General features: G+C 67.7%; 13 protein-coding genes and 1 pseudogene. 2 read left to right on the top strand and 12 right to left on the bottom strand.

Going from position 1 to position 13778, the window contains the following annotated elements; all coding sequences use genetic code 11:
- Complete coding sequence (locus ABS642_RS18350; RefSeq protein WP_350351254.1) at window positions 1-1416, bottom strand: cytochrome ubiquinol oxidase subunit I; 1416 nt, start codon at window positions 1414-1416, stop codon at window positions 1-3.
- Complete coding sequence (locus ABS642_RS18345; RefSeq protein WP_350351253.1) at window positions 1403-2092, bottom strand: helix-turn-helix domain-containing protein; 690 nt, start codon at window positions 2090-2092, stop codon at window positions 1403-1405. Before ABS642_RS18345 ends, ABS642_RS18350 begins: the two co-directional genes overlap by 14 nt.
- Before the next feature lie 100 nt (window positions 2093-2192).
- Here ABS642_RS18345 and radA point away from each other — a divergent pair, with 100 nt between their 5' ends.
- The gene (gene radA, locus ABS642_RS18340) at window positions 2193-3557 is read left to right on the top strand and encodes a DNA repair protein RadA (protein ID WP_350351252.1); all 1365 of its coding nucleotides are present in this window, start codon (window positions 2193-2195) and stop codon (window positions 3555-3557) included.
- Between the two features lie 71 nt (window positions 3558-3628).
- On the opposite strand, the gene ABS642_RS18335 is transcribed toward radA, so the two are convergent.
- Entirely contained in the window at window positions 3629-4039 is a 411-nt protein-coding gene (locus ABS642_RS18335; RefSeq protein WP_350351251.1) for a dehydrogenase, read from the bottom strand.
- Between the two features lie 443 nt (window positions 4040-4482).
- On the opposite strand from ABS642_RS18335, the gene ABS642_RS18330 reads away from it, so the two are divergent.
- On the top strand, window positions 4483-6348 hold the full coding sequence (locus tag ABS642_RS18330) for a VWA domain-containing protein (protein WP_350353465.1): 1866 nt from the start codon (window positions 4483-4485) through the stop codon (window positions 6346-6348).
- Between the two features lie 25 nt (window positions 6349-6373).
- Here ABS642_RS18330 and ABS642_RS18325 read toward each other — a convergent pair whose 3' ends face one another.
- The 9 genes and pseudogenes from ABS642_RS18325 to ABS642_RS18285 all read right to left on the bottom strand — a co-directional run.
- The gene (locus ABS642_RS18325; RefSeq protein WP_350351250.1) at window positions 6374-7021 is read right to left on the bottom strand and encodes a hypothetical protein; all 648 of its coding nucleotides are present in this window, start codon (window positions 7019-7021) and stop codon (window positions 6374-6376) included.
- A 57-nt stretch (window positions 7022-7078) separates the two neighbouring features.
- On the bottom strand, window positions 7079-7579 hold the full coding sequence (locus ABS642_RS18320) for an amino-acid N-acetyltransferase (RefSeq protein WP_282215974.1): 501 nt from the start codon (window positions 7577-7579) through the stop codon (window positions 7079-7081).
- Window positions 7580-7779: 200 nt separating this feature from the next.
- The gene (locus tag ABS642_RS18315) at window positions 7780-8169 is read right to left on the bottom strand and encodes a Rieske 2Fe-2S domain-containing protein (RefSeq protein ID WP_282215973.1); all 390 of its coding nucleotides are present in this window, start codon (window positions 8167-8169) and stop codon (window positions 7780-7782) included.
- Entirely contained in the window at window positions 8166-8495 is a 330-nt protein-coding gene (locus ABS642_RS18310; protein WP_350351249.1) for a hypothetical protein, read from the bottom strand. Before ABS642_RS18310 ends, ABS642_RS18315 begins: the two co-directional genes overlap by 4 nt.
- Window position 8496: 1 nt before the next feature.
- Entirely contained in the window at window positions 8497-9762 is a 1266-nt protein-coding gene (locus ABS642_RS18305) for an amidohydrolase family protein (RefSeq protein ID WP_282215971.1), read from the bottom strand.
- Between the two features lie 34 nt (window positions 9763-9796).
- Entirely contained in the window at window positions 9797-10966 is a 1170-nt protein-coding gene (locus ABS642_RS18300) for an ABC transporter ATP-binding protein (protein ID WP_350351248.1), read from the bottom strand.
- A 44-nt stretch (window positions 10967-11010) separates the two neighbouring features.
- On the bottom strand, window positions 11011-11853 hold the full coding sequence (locus ABS642_RS18295; RefSeq protein ID WP_350353464.1) for an extracellular solute-binding protein: 843 nt from the start codon (window positions 11851-11853) through the stop codon (window positions 11011-11013).
- A gap of 296 nt (window positions 11854-12149) precedes the next feature.
- Complete coding sequence (locus ABS642_RS18290) at window positions 12150-12584, bottom strand: ABC transporter permease subunit (RefSeq protein WP_350353463.1); 435 nt, start codon at window positions 12582-12584, stop codon at window positions 12150-12152.
- A 511-nt stretch (window positions 12585-13095) separates the two neighbouring features.
- A pseudogene (locus ABS642_RS18285) lies at window positions 13096-13680 on the bottom strand (ABC transporter permease subunit); the annotation flags it as partial.
- Between the last annotated feature and the right edge of the window lie 98 nt (window positions 13681-13778).

The raw sequence follows: 13778 nt of genomic DNA, 5'->3' as shown, positions 1-13778 counted from the left end.
TCAGTAGACGACCGACAGCAGCTGAGCCGTCTCGTCGTGGGGTTGCTCTTCGGTGTCGGGCCCCTTCTGCGCAGCCCGGATGATGAGACGGATCTCGACCACGGCCAGCGCCGCGTAGATCGCGGTGAAGGCGATGAGGGAGATCAGCACCTCGACCCCGGAGACACCGGGCGAGACGCCGTCCTGCGTGGTCATCAACCCGAACACGATCCAGGGCTGCCTGCCCATCTCGGTGAAGACCCAGCCCATGATGTTGGCGGCGAGAGCGAGCGGGAACGACCAGATGGCGAGCTTCCACATCCACTGCGTCGGGGGCTTCTTCGCGCTCTTGCGGGTGAGCCACAGGCCGATCACGGCGACGAGGCCGGCGGCCATGCCCAGGCCGATCATCCAGCGGAACGCCCAGTACGTGACCCAGAGGATCGGGGCGAAGTCCGTCATGCCCGTGTCGGCATACGTCTGGCTGTACTCGGCGTTCAGGTCGTTGATGCCGTGCACGCAGGCGTCGAGCGTGTGCGTCGACAGGAGGGACAGGAGGTACGGCACGCGGATGGAGAACAGCTCGGAGCTGCCGTCGGGCGTGCCGAGCGTGAAGAGGCTGAAGGAGGCGTCGGGTCCGCAGACCGTGTTGAAGGTCGCCTCGGCCGCCGCCATCTTCATCGGCTGCGCGGCGTACATCGCGAGGCCGAGCTGGTCACCCGTGAGCACGACGCCCGCGGTCGAGAAGATCATCGCCCACAGGCCGAACTTCAGCGAGATGCGCATGGTGTCGAAGTGCTGGCCGCGCGCGAGGTGCCAGGCCGACACCGAGATCACGACACCCGCGGCGAACATGAGCGCGCCGAAGATCGTGTGCGGGAATGCGGCGAGCGCGACGGGGTTGGTGAGCAGCGCCCAGAAGTCGGTCAGCTCGGCGCGGTTCGTCTCGGGGTTGAAGACGTAGCCCACCGGGTTCTGCATGAACGCGTTGGCGGCGATGATGAAGTACGCCGAGAGGATGCTGCCGATCGACACGCACCAGATCGTGGCCAGGTGCAGCTTCTGCGGGAGCTTGTCCCAGCCGAAGATCCAGAGCCCGATGAAGGTGGCCTCGAAGAAGAAGGCGAGCAGCCCCTCGAAGGCGAGCGGGGCGCCGAAAACGTCGCCGACGAAGCGGGAGTAGTCCGACCAGTTCATGCCGAACTGGAACTCCTGCACGATGCCGGTGACGACGCCCATGGCGAAGTTGATCAGGAAGATCTTGCCGAAGAAGCGGGTCAGGTGCAGATACTGCACCTTGGCGGTGCGCACCCATGCGGTCTGGAAGATCGCGGCGACCAGCGCCATGCCGATCGTCAGGGGCACGAACAGGTAGTGGTAGACGGTCGTCAGCCCGAACTGCCATCGGGAGAGGACGAGCGGATCAAGCCATTCCATGCGCGACTCCTGTCGTGTCGATCAGCTGCGCTCGATCGGTGAGCTGCACTCTGTCGATCAGCTGCACCGTGCAGTCGGTGGGACCCTCGGCGGCGCGCACGCAGTCGGCCACGAGCGGTCCGCCTGCTTCGTTGAGCACGCCCTGCATCAGGCCCAGGTGCACCTGGCACAGCATGGGGCGCGCCTCGGGGCGGCCGGCCGCATGCGGGCACGGGCTGAGGTCGACGGTGAGCCGCACGTCGTCGACCACGGGTTCGAAGCCGCTCTCCTCCAGGTGCTCCACCAGCGCGTCGAGCTGGTAGGTGGCCTCCCGGCTCAGATCGGATGCCGCGGCGGGCAGCATCCGTCGCATCAGGTCGCCGCGGCGCGCGGCGGCCTTCGCCTTGTCGCGGGCGACCGGGCTGGACGCTCCCGGAGCTCCGGTCGCTGCCCGGTAGAGGGTCCGGGGACGACCGCGCACGGTGCGGTGCTCGATCGTCGGGATCACGTACCCGCCCTCGATGAGCCGCTGCAGGTGCTCGCGCACCGTGTTGGCGTGGAGGCCGGTGGCCTCGCACAGCTCGCCGATCGTGAGCTCGGCCCGATTCTGCCCGCGCCCGGCCTCGAAGAGCAGGTGCAGGAGCTGCACCCGCGAGTATGTCGAGATCGGCCCGCAGACGGGCCCGCCGTTGCGCATGCCCCCATCGTCCCAGAGGCGAGCGTGCGGATCGAGCGGTTCGGCCGTGAATAATGTCCGGAGCGATAGGGATGTCGGATGCCGGCGATAGCCTGGCTGCATGGCCACCCGAAAACCCGCTCCCCCGGCGTACGTCTGCACGGAATGCGGGTGGACGACGGCGAAGTGGGTCGGTCGCTGCGGCGAGTGCCAGCAGTGGGGAACCGTGCAGGAGCAGGCCGCACCGACCGGCATCCTGCGCCGGGTCACCGCCCTCGCTCCGACGGCCGAGCGCACGGCGCGGCCGATCACGCAGATCACCACGCAGGATGCGCCGCGTCGCACGAGCGGCGTCGGCGAGTTCGACCGCGTGCTCGGCGGCGGCATCGTCCCGGGCGCCGCGATCCTGCTCAGCGGAGAGCCGGGCGTCGGCAAGTCCACGCTGCTGCTCGAGGTGGCGGCACAGGCCGCGCGGTCCGGACGCCGCGTGCTCTACGCCAGTGCCGAGGAGTCTCCGGGCCAGGTGCGCCTGCGCGCCGAGCGCACGGGCGCCCTGCACGACGAGCTCTACCTCGCGAGCGAGACCGATCTCGCGACGATCCTCGGCCACATCGACGAGGTGCAGCCGCAGCTCGTCATCGTCGACTCGGTGCAGACGGTCTCCTCCTCGCTGACCGACGGCGCGGCGGGCCAGCCGAGCCAGGTGCGCGAGGTCGCCTCCACGCTCATCCGGGTGGCGAAGGATCGTGATCTCCCGATCATCATCGTGGGCCACGTGACGAAAGACGGCCAAGTCGCGGGTCCCCGCGTGCTCGAGCACCTGGTCGACGTCGTCTGCCATTTCGAGGGCGACCGGCAGACCGCGCTCCGCTTCATCCGCGCGCTCAAGAACCGCTTCGGCCCGACCGACGAGGTCGGCTGCTTCGAGATGACCGGTGCCGGCATCTCCGAGGTCCCCGACCCGTCCGGGCTGTTCCTGTCGCAGTCGACGGCAGAGGGCACCTGCGTCGCCATCTCGCTCGAGGGCCGGCGCGCGCTCCCCGTCGAGGTGCAGGCGCTCACCGTGCCGTCGCACGCGCCGAACCCGCGGCGCATCGTGCACGGCGTCGACTCCTCACGCGTGGCGATGGTGCTCGCGATCCTCGAACGGCGAGCGAACATCAAGACGAGCGACCTCGACGTCTATGTGTCGACCGTCGGCGGAGTGCGCTTCACCGAGCCCGCCGCCGACCTCGCGATCGCGATCGCCGTCGCCGGATCCGTGCAGCGCACGTCGGTGCCGCGCACGGTCGCAGCAGTGGGCGAACTCAGCCTGGCCGGCGAGATTCGTCCGGTCACGCAGGCCGCCCAGCGCCGATCCGAGGCGTCACGACTCGGATACGAGCAGGTCGTCGACGACCGCTCGAAGACGCTCGTCGGGGCGCTGAAAGACATCAAGGCGCGCGACCGCTCGCCCCGGGATCAGCGCGACATCCCGCCGTTCTGACCGCCCCCGAGGTCTTGGGTCCCTGAGCTTGTCGAAGGGCTTCGACAAGCTCAGCCACCCACGTGGAGGGGCTACGCGTCGAGCGCCTTGAGCAGCTCGACCGGGTCGGCCTGCATGGGGTGGGGCCCGGCGATGTCCAGGAACACCGTGGTGATCGGGTGCGCGGCGAGGAACTTGCGCAGCCAGTCGGCGGTGTAGATGCCCACTCCCGGCGGCAGGTTGGCCGGCTTGTTCTTGGCGTCGCTGAACAGCAGCAGAGCCAGGTCTCCGGTCTTCGCATCGCGGTAGGTCCACACCTCGCCGGTATCGAGCGGGTTGTCCCTCGCGCCGGGCGCGATCAGTGGGACGACGGTCGTTCCGTGGCGGAGGGCCAGGGCGACCGCGGCGACGTCCTGCTTTTCGAGGGCCTGGGCCAGCGCGTCGGAGCGGAAGTCCTCCGGTGCGGGCTTTTTCTTCGAGGCCTTCGCCTTCTTCGCTGCCATGCACCCAGCCTATTCGTGGCGGCGGCGCCGGGCGCGGCATCCGACGAGGTCGAGACCGGCCGGGGGAAAGATTGGGGCCCTCTCGAGTCCCACATTGGGGACTGGGGTACTCGAGAGGGCCCTCGGACTCTCGAACGGCGATGTCGAAGCGCTGGGGACGCTGTAGTTCGACGCCACTGGGGATGGCATGTGCCGCTAGTGCGGAGAGTCACCTAATGGTATCCCAGACAGGCGCTCGTGTCTGCACTCCGTGCAGAAAACCTCTGACGTCGAGGTATTCCGAATCAAGGGAACAGGTCGGCGACGCTTTCCGAAGTGCGCAGGTCGGATCGCCTTCGAAGTACGCAGCAGAATATTGCTTCTGGGACGGGGCCTCGCTATGGTTCGTGAGCACGAAAGATCTGGGGAGATCTGCACGGAACTGGGGGACGCGCGTGTCGAACATGCCTGGCGAGAAGACGATGCGGTCGGGTCGCCACCCCGCAGTCTGGGCCCTGAGCGGTGCCATCGCCGTCCTGTCGATCGCCCTCGGCTCCCTCGGATTCGCCATCGCGTCGAAGGCCGGCAACCCGGAAGCCACGTCGGCACCGACCGAGACACCCGTGGTCGAGGTGCCGTTCCCTGCGGACGAACCCGCCGCTGTCGCCGGGGCCGCCCCCTGCATCTCCGTCCCCGTGCTGTCGTCGTTCGAGAACTCCGAGATGGTGGCGAACCTGGCTGCCGGATACAACGCGCAGCCGCGAGACGTCGGTGGCTCGTGCGTCGAGGTGACGGCATCGAAGGACAAGTCGGGCGTCGCTGCGACCCGCGCGGCGACGGGGTTCGCCGACGTGCCGCCCGAGGCGCGGCCCCTCGTGTGGCTCCCGGATGCGTCGTCTTGGCTGTCCGTCGCCCGGTCGGAGGGGGCGGATGCTCTCGGCTCCGAGTCCACGACAGTCGGAAAGTCGAACATCATCCTGGCGATGCCCGTTCCGCTCGCGGAAGCGATCGGGTGGGACGCGAAGGCGCCTAGCTGGAGCGAGGTGTTCGAAGCCGCCGGGGACGAAGATCTCTGGGCGGATCTCGATCATCCGGAGTGGGGCGCGTTCAAACTGGGGAAGACCAGCCCGTTGGTGGCCAGCTCCGGCGAGGCAGCGATGCTCGCGTCATTCGGCGTCTCCGGAGACGGGGTGGGCACCACCGAAGTCGCCGACTTCAGGGACGAGAAGATCACCGAGCAGGTGAAGGAGCACGAACTCGCGACCAGCCACTACATGGCGACACCCGAGCACTTCCTGTGGCATGCGCGCCAGGCGGAGGAGTCGGGCTCCGCCGCGGACTTCCTCTCGGCCGTGATCGTCGATGAGAAGTCAGTCTGGGACTACAACCGCGGCATCACGAGCCGTGACGGCGTCACGAGGTCTCAGGGGACGCCGCCGAAAGAGCTCCTCGTCCCGATCTACCCCTCGGACGGGTTCTACGTCGCCGACAACCCCGCCACGGTTCTCGAGGGCGATTGGGTCGATGAGGCGGAGGCCGCCGCTGCTGCCGACTTCGTCCGTTTCACGGGTACGGTCGAGGGCCAGCAAATCGTCAGGGAGGCGGGTTACCGCGATCTCCATGACGACCTCGATCAGCAGGTACAGGATGTCGGACAGCTGCAGGGATCGCCGGAGAAGGCCGTGCTCTTTCCCTCGGGAGAGACCATGGCGGCGCTGAACACGTCTTTCCCAGAGGTTCGCAAGCGGGCATCCGTTCTCTTCCTGCTCGACGTCTCCGGGTCCATGTCCGACGTGATCCCGAGCGGGCAGACGAAGCTCGATGCAGCCAAGTCCGCGATCATCGCCGCCCTCGACCACTTCTCCGAGGGCGACGACGTCGGCATCGCCGCATTCTCATCCGCCGGCGATGCGACCATCCAACCCGGGCTCATCGCCCCCGTGGACGACTACCCGGACAACCGGGACAGCCTCGTCGCCGCCATCGGCGCGCTGACCCCGCAGACCTTCACGCCGCTGTACGCGGCGGTCGATCAGTACACGCAGCAGCAGGCGGCCGCCTACGACCCGGACCGCATCACCGCGATCGTGCTGCTCAGCGACGGCGCGAACGAGACCGCCATTCCGACCGTCGACCAGCCGACGCTCCTCGCGAACCTGGGCGGCCTGCATCATCACTCGCCCGTGCTGGTGTTCACGCTCGCCTACGGCGCGGACGCCGACGTGACGACGTTGCAGAGCATCTCCTCGGCGACCGGTGCGCACTTCTACGACGCCACCGATCCCACGAAGGTCAGTGCGGTCCTCGGGGACCTCGTCACCAGCTTCTGACGGGGCGCCGATTCCCGTTCGGGCTTCAGTACAGCAGGATCTGCGTGCTGCTCGCGCTCGTGAACCCGCCGATCGACACCTCGACATGGTACGACGAGCCCCCGCCCGGCGCACGCTGTCGGTTCTCGTCGGCGCACGTCTCGACGCTCGAGCGCGTGCGGTCCCAGACCACCGGATCCTTGCTGGTCACGGTCGTCCCCGCCGCGAGAGTGGCGATCATGCTGCTCGGGTTCTCCTGGCAGTCGGTCGAGCGCCACCAGACGTCGGCACCGCTCGAGACCGTGAACACCTGGGTGGTGGAGCCCACGTCGATCGTGCAGTCCGTCGAGCCCTTGTTGGTGAGCGAGATGGAGAGCTGCGGCGTGACGCCGGCCTCGTAGGAGTCCGAGTCGGTGACCGCGGTCACCTCCACATCCTTCGCCGCGCACGCGACGATCGCCGGCGTCTGCTCGGCCGACGGCGACGGCTCGGGCGACCCGGTGCCGGGCGGAGGCGTCGTCGTCGAGGGAGTCGTCGTCCCGGAACTCGTCGGAGCGGGACCGGCGGCGGTATCCGCCCAGGGGCGCGCGATCAGCAGCCAGGTCGAGACCCCGATCACGGCGACCGCGAGGATCATCCCGATCAGGAGCACCAGCCGCCGGCGGCGATAGACGGCGGCGGAGTGGCGGGGCATGTCTCCAGGCTAAGCGATCGACCCGGGGATCGACCGTGCGACCGACCGCGTTCCGGCTCAGAGCACCTTGAGCATGCGGGTGTTGCCGAGCGTGTTCGGCTTCACGTGTGCGAGGTCGAGGAACTCCTCGACACCCGCGTCACCGCTGCGCAGGAGCTGCGAGTACACGTCCGGGTCGACGACCTGCTCCCCGATCGGCGTGTAACCTCGCCGCCCGAAGAACGAGACCTCGAACGTGAGGCAGAACAGCCGAGAGAGCCCGAGCATGCGGGCAGTCTCCTCGAGCCGGTCGACGATCCCACGTCCGACGCCGTGGTGCAGCCAGTCCTCGCGCACGAGGAGCGTGCGGACCTCGCCGAGGTCCTCCCAGATCACGTGCAGTGCACCGCATCCGATCAGCTCGCCGTCGGCTTCCGCGACGACGAACTCCTGCACGGCGCCGTAGAGCACCGCCAGGTCCTTCCCGAGCAGGATGCGCTGCTCCACGAGCGGCTGCAGCAGGTTCCGGATGCCGACGATGTCGGCGCTGCGCGCCGGTCGGACGATGTACTCGCTCACCCGTCCAGCCTAGAACCCGTGGGTTGTGCAGTCTGTGAACTGCTCCGTGCGTGCACAGCTTCGGATCCGGGAGGCGCCATGCCGCTCGCAGCGGCCTCCCCTACGGCGTTTCGCCGCTGACCTCCGAAGTCGTGCGCGGGGGCGGATGCCGCCGGGCACAGCAGAGGGGGCGGATGCCGCAGCATCCGCCCCTCTCCGGATCAGATCGTCACGACGATGTCGTCGCCGTCGACGCGGACCGGAACCGGGCGCAGGCCGACGCTGTGGTCGGCCGGGTGCTTGCCGGTGAGGACATCGAACTCGAAGCCGTGCCAGGGGCACACGATGTTGCGATCCGTCGGGTGGAAGCCGGGGCCACCGCTCTTCAGACCGCCCTCTCCCCGCACGAGCTGCACGGTGCGGGGCATCATCTTCCCCTGGCAGACGGGTCCGCCCTGGTGCGGGCACACGTTGTACCAGGCGCGCACCTCGTCGGCGTAGAAGTAGACGCCGAGCTCCGTGCCCTCCACGTCGACGACGATGCGCTCGCGTTCCCTCAGGTCGTCGAGGCGCGCCACGACGACATCCCGGCGGACGACCCGGGCGCTCATTCGGCCCTCCGATACCAGATGGCCATGTCGAACAGGTTCACGTCGGCGGCGTCGAGCAGGGCGGTCACGAGGACCACCGTCTCGGTCGCGTTCAGGGCATCGGCGCGGATCGGCCAGGCGACCTTGCCGACGCGATCCGTCTTGGCGGAGAACAGCCGCGCGGAGGCGTAGAGCACATCCGCGATCTGCTCGTCGGAGACCTCGGCACCGAGCTTCTCCTCGGCGACCAGCGCGGTGACCTCCTCCAGACGGGTGATGAGAGCCGCGAGCTCTTCGATGGCGGGGGTGGTGGTGGGTGTGGTGGTGGTGATGATGTCAGCAGTCATGTCACGAGATCCCTGGTCGGTCCTGGAGCACCTGCTCCGCTGGAGGCTTCTGTCGGTCGGTCGGGAGGTTGAACACCCGCGCGGCGTTCAACCCGAGGATGTTGCGCTTCGCCTGCTCCGAGAGGAACGGCAGACGCGTGATCGTGGACGGGGCATCCCAGTCCCAGTGCGGCCAGTCCGACGAGTAGAGGAGCTGCGTCTCGGCGTTGAAGGACTTCATCGTCGCCTCCAGGAGCTCCATGTTGGTGCGCTCCATCGGCTGCGTCGTGTACCACATCTCCTTCATGTACTCGCTCGGCAGGCGCTTCAGCCCCGGCGCCTCGCTGGGCCGCATCAGCACCTCGTGGTCGAGTCGCTGCATGAGGAAGGGGATCCAGGCCAGCCCGCTCTCGACCCAGACCATCTTGATCTTCGGGAAGCGCTCGGGCATCGCGTTGATGATCCAGTTGGTCACGTGGATCTGGTTGTAGTGCGTGAACGAGAGCGCGTGCATCGACAGGAAGCGATTCAGCTGCGCGAACGACGGGTCGCCCCAGTGATAGCCGGAGTGGAACGCGAGCGGCTTGCCGCTGTCCTCGATCAGTTTGTAGAGACGCGTGTAGACATCCGAGTGCACCGGGTTGTTGCGGGTCGAGCACACCGTGTAGCCGATGATCCCGTCGTTGTCGGCGTACTTCTCGACGAGCTCCTCGCACACCTCCGGCGTGTTGTACGGAAGGTAGAGCATGCCCTTCAACCGGGGGTTCGGCGGCAGGATCACCTCGGTCAGCCAGCGGTTGAACGCCCGACCGAGCACGACCTCCACCTCATCCTGCGGGTGCATGCCGAGCAGGAGCATCGCGCTCGGGAACACCACCTGGTAGTCGAGCCCCATGGCATCCATGCCGCGGCGTGCGGCCGTGACGAACGGATGCCCCTCCTCCCCCGCCATCGGCTCCTTGCGACCCTGATGGCCGATGCGTCCGCCGACGCTCTGGTGCGACATGCCGGGCTGGATGTTCAGCAGCGCGTTGTTTCCCGCAAACTTCCCGAACTGGTCCATGCCGATCTGACGCCAGACGTCGTTGTCGATCAGGTCGAGCACCTCGCCCCAGAAATGGTCCTCCGAGACGTGGGCGTCGATGTCCACGATGAAATAGTCGTCGTAGTCGTCCCGCGCCTGCTTCGTCGCATGTGCGAGGACGTCCCTCGTGTCGGAGCGCCCGCCGATCTCGGCGAGCTCGCGGATGTGCGGGGCGTCGGAACGCGGGGTGAACAGATCAGTCATGGTGGGGGTGTTCCTCTCTGGAATCGGGGCGGCGTCAGCGCGGGGAGACGATCGCGTTCGTCTCGACGGTGAGGTAGTCGTCTTCGGACTCCTCCCTGGTGATCACCACGGCGCGCGCCGGGTTCACGCTGAACTCGAGCTGCTCACCGGCCTTCGGCACGGCGTCGATGCTCAGGTCGGAGGTCTCGACGCGCACCCGCAGGGGAAGCCCGTCCGCGCGGACGAGGAGGTTCACCGCGCTGCCGAGGTAGGTCGTGCGCTCGACGGTCGCCGAGAAGCGACCGGCTCCCGAGGAGGGACCGGCTCCCGAGGCGACGGCATCGGTCCGCACGTGGGCGGCTCGGAAGGCGATGTCGGCGCGCTGTCCGACGGCGACGTCGGTCGTCGCGGTTCCGGCGATGACGAGCGAGGTGCCGTCGACCCGGATGTCCGCGCGGCCGCCGTCCACGGCGACGACGGTTCCGGGGAGGATGTTCTGGAAGCCCATGAAGTCGGCCACGTATGCCGACTGCGGGCGGTCGTAGAGGTCAGCGGGAGCACCCTCCTGCACGATCTCTCCCTCGCTCATCACGATGATCCGGTCGGAGAGCGTGATGGCCTCCTCCTGGTCGTGCGTGACGTACACCGAGGTCGTCTCGAACTCGTTGTGGAGCGCCCGAACCTGCTGTCCCATCTGGTAGCGCAGCTTCGAGTCGAGGTTGGAGAGTGGTTCGTCGTAGAAGATGATGCCCGGTCGGGCGGCCAGGGCGCGCGCCAGAGCGACGCGCTGCTGCTGGCCGCCCGACAGGGCGGTGACGGGACGCTTCTCGAAGTCGGCGAGACCGACGGCGGCGAGCATCTCGCTCACCCGGGTGCGACGCGCCTTGGCGCCGACCCGAGCGACCGTGAGCGGATACGCCACGTTCTCGGCGACGCTCAGGTGCGGCCAGAGCGCGTAGCTCTGGAACACCATGCCGACCTGGCGCTTGTCGGCCGGCACGAACATGCGCCGGTCGGTGTCGACGACGACGCGATCACCCATGGTGATCCGTCCGGTGGTCGGACGCTCGAGCCCGGCAAGGCAGCGCAGAGTGGTCGTCTTGCCGCAGCCCGAGGGCCCCAGCAGGGTGACGAACTCGCCCGAGTCGATCGTCAGATCGAGGCCGTGCAGAGCCGACTTGCTGCCGTACCGCTTGCTGAGTCCGGACACCTGGACCTGAGTCATGCTGATCTACGCCTTCTGTGAGAGCTTCGAGAGGACCGCGAACGCTACTTCTTGAACTGCTCGCTGATGAAGTCGAAGTAGGGCTGGTTGAACTCCGGGTCGGAGTTCGCGAACGGCACGCGCTTCAGCTCGTCGAGCGGCGGCGTGCCCTCGGGACCGGGCGCCTCAGGCGTCCAGCCGTACGAGCGGTTCTTCTCGGCGAGCGCCTGCTGCCCCTCGGGCGAGTACAGCCAGTTGATGTAGAGCTGCGCGGCATCCGGGTGCGGGCTGTCCTCGATGATGCACATGCCGGTGCGCGACATGAAGTTGCCGCCGTCGTCGAGCGGGAAGACCGCGGCGATCGGGCCGCCCTTGGCCTTCACGTCCTCGTAGAAGCCCTGGTACACCGCGATGCCGATCGGGAACCGACCGCTCGCCACATCCGCGGGAACGTTGGGCTCGGACTGCGCGAACTGCACGTCCTGCGCAGCCAGCTTCTCGATGTAGTCCTCACCCCACGTGCTCTCGCTCTCGGGAACCATCAGCGAGGTCAGGATGTAGCGGATCCCGCCGGGCACCGTCGGGTCGCCCATGCTGATCTTGCCCTTCCATTTCGGATCGAGCAGGTCGTCCCAGTTCTTCGGGACCTCGCTCTCCTTCACCATGTCGGTGTTGTAGACGAGCACGAAGTAGCGCATCGCGTAGTAGGTGAGGCGCCCGTCGAATTCGCCGGGGATCTCGAATCCCTCGGGGGCGGTGCGCACATCCGCCGCGGTGCAGATTCCGGGTTCGGCGGCCACCTGCGGAGACTCGCCGCCGTCGTAGATGTCGGCGATCTTGCTGCCGCTCTGCGCCTCGGCCTCGATCTTCGTGATGCTCTGAGCATCCGGCTGATCCTGCTGGACCATCTTGATCCCGGGGAACCGGTCGGTGAACACGTCGAACAGCGACTTCTGCGCCGAGACGCTGGGGCCGTAGAGCACGATGTCGGTCTTGCCCTCCTCGACGGCCTTGTCGTAGAGCTCGTTCATGTACTCGTTGGCCTCTGCGGAGGCCCCGGGGACCTCGACCGGCTTATCGGGCTTCGACGCGGCTCCGCTCGAGGAGCAAGCGGTCAGGGCGGTGAGAGCACCGGCGGCGAGCAGAGCCGTGGTGATCCTCAGAGTCTTGCGGGAGAACGTCATTATTCTGCCTCTCGGGTGTGTCAGGGAGTGATGCGGGTGAGGGGGGCGTGGGGTGCTGCGGCGCCGTTCCGGAGTCGGGCGCCGAGCTTCATCGAGAGTCCGGCGATGGCGAGCACGACCATCGCGGCGATCAGGATGATCATGAACAGTGCCGCGCCCTGGGACATGTTGCCCAGCAGGAACTCCTGATACGCGGTCAACGACACGGGCTGGAGTCCGGGGGGTGCGAGCAGCATCGGTACGGCGAGGTTGCCGGAGATGAACAGGGCCGACAGGAACCATCCCGACAGGAAGCTCGGGATGATCAGGCGCAGGACGATGGTGAGCAGCACCCGCCAGGAGCCTGCGCCGGACGTGCGTCCCGCTTCCTCGAGCTCCGGGGAGAGCTGCGCGAGGGCGCCCTCCGCGATGCGGCTGGACACGGGGATCGTGGCCACGATGAGCACGAGAGTCATCAGGAATGCGGAGCCCGCGGAACGCCGGGACGTACAGGACCGCGAACATGTAGGCGAGCGCCAGGACGATTCCCGGAAGCGCCCAGGGGATCCAGACGGCGAAGGACGTGTAGGAGCGGATGAACCCGCGGCGTCGGGCGGTCACGTAGGTCGTGAGCAGGGCGATCGCGATCGAACCGAAACCGCCGATCACGGCCAGCCACGCGGTCAGGGACAGACTCGAGCTGAAGACCGGGTCGGTCAGCATCTCCGCGTAGTTGTCGAGTGTCAGCCCCGTGCTCATCACGCCGAAGATCGGCTGCAGGCTGCCGAGGATCATGGCGAAGAGCGGGAGCACCAGGTTCAGCAGCAGGAAGACGACCACCAGGGCGGTGAACACCCAGCGAACGGGGCCCAGCTCCTGCGGTTCGCGACGAGAGGTCTTGCCGGTGAGGGTCGTGAAGCTCCGGCCGCGCAGCAGCCACCGCTGGGCCACGAAGAGCGCCAGCACGAGGACGATGAGCACGAGGGACAGCGCGAAGGCCTTGGTGTAGTTCGCCGGCGCCTGGTCCCGCACGTAGCGGTAGATCTGCGTCGAGAAGACGAAGATGTTGGCCTGCCGTCCGATCAGCTGAGGGCTGTCGAAGGCCTGGAACACGAGCACGGCGATGAGGATGGCAGCGCCGGTGATCGCGGGACCGACCGACGGCAGCGTGATCGTGAAGAACGTGCGCACCGCGCCGGCGCCGCTGATGGCCGCGGCTTCGTCCAGCGACTGGTCGCGGTTCTTGAAGGCGCCGAGCATCAGCAGGTAGGCGAAGGGCATGTAGCCCAGCGACATCAGCAGGATGAGCCCGCCCCAGGTCTGGATGTCCAGCACGGGTCCCGTCGCGCCCAGCATCCGCCCGAACTGATTCAGCAGTCCGTTCTGGGGATTGCCGAGCATGATCCAGCCGAGCGTGTGGAAGAGCGGGGGCACGAACAGGTTCACGGCCATGAGGGGCGTGATGAGCCTGCGGCCCGGCACGTTGGTGTTCGCCGCGATCCAGGCGAACAGGCCGCCGCCGGCGACCGCGATGGTGCCGCACACGACGACGAGGATCACCGAGTTCCCCATCGTGGTCCAGGTCTCCGGGTCTTGGAACGCCTCGACCAGTCCGTTGATCGAGAACGGCACATCGTCGGTGGGGAGTCCGTCGCGGAAGGCTCCGATCA

It is taken from the genome of Microbacterium sp. A8/3-1, from assembly GCF_040267695.1.
GTDB lineage: Bacteria > Actinomycetota > Actinomycetes > Actinomycetales > Microbacteriaceae > Microbacterium > Microbacterium luteolum.
Note: the sequence above shows the minus strand (reverse complement) of the source record. Positions and strands in the feature narration are given on the sequence as shown.

Bases quoted from the DNA above. Each gene is read 5' to 3' on its own strand.
- ABS642_RS18350 (WP_350351254.1), bottom strand. From the start codon at position 1,416: ATGGAATGGCTTGATCCGCTCGTCCTCTCCCGATGGCAGTTCGGGCTG.
- ABS642_RS18345 (WP_350351253.1), bottom strand. From the start codon at position 2,092: ATGCGCAACGGCGGGCCCGTCTGCGGGCCGATCTCGACATACTCGCGG.
- radA (WP_350351252.1), top strand. From the start codon at position 2,193: ATGGCCACCCGAAAACCCGCTCCCCCGGCGTACGTCTGCACGGAATGC.
- ABS642_RS18335 (WP_350351251.1), bottom strand. From the start codon at position 4,039: ATGGCAGCGAAGAAGGCGAAGGCCTCGAAGAAAAAGCCCGCACCGGAG.
- ABS642_RS18330 (WP_350353465.1), top strand. From the start codon at position 4,483: ATGCCTGGCGAGAAGACGATGCGGTCGGGTCGCCACCCCGCAGTCTGG.
- ABS642_RS18325 (WP_350351250.1), bottom strand. From the start codon at position 7,021: ATGCCCCGCCACTCCGCCGCCGTCTATCGCCGCCGGCGGCTGGTGCTC.
- ABS642_RS18315 (WP_282215973.1), bottom strand. From the start codon at position 8,169: ATGAGCGCCCGGGTCGTCCGCCGGGATGTCGTCGTGGCGCGCCTCGAC.
- ABS642_RS18310 (WP_350351249.1), bottom strand. From the start codon at position 8,495: ATGACTGCTGACATCATCACCACCACCACACCCACCACCACCCCCGCC.
- ABS642_RS18305 (WP_282215971.1), bottom strand. From the start codon at position 9,762: ATGACTGATCTGTTCACCCCGCGTTCCGACGCCCCGCACATCCGCGAG.
- ABS642_RS18300 (WP_350351248.1), bottom strand. From the start codon at position 10,966: ATGACTCAGGTCCAGGTGTCCGGACTCAGCAAGCGGTACGGCAGCAAG.
- ABS642_RS18295 (WP_350353464.1), bottom strand. From the start codon at position 11,853: ATGGTCCAGCAGGATCAGCCGGATGCTCAGAGCATCACGAAGATCGAG.
- ABS642_RS18290 (WP_350353463.1), bottom strand. From the start codon at position 12,584: ATGACTCTCGTGCTCATCGTGGCCACGATCCCCGTGTCCAGCCGCATC.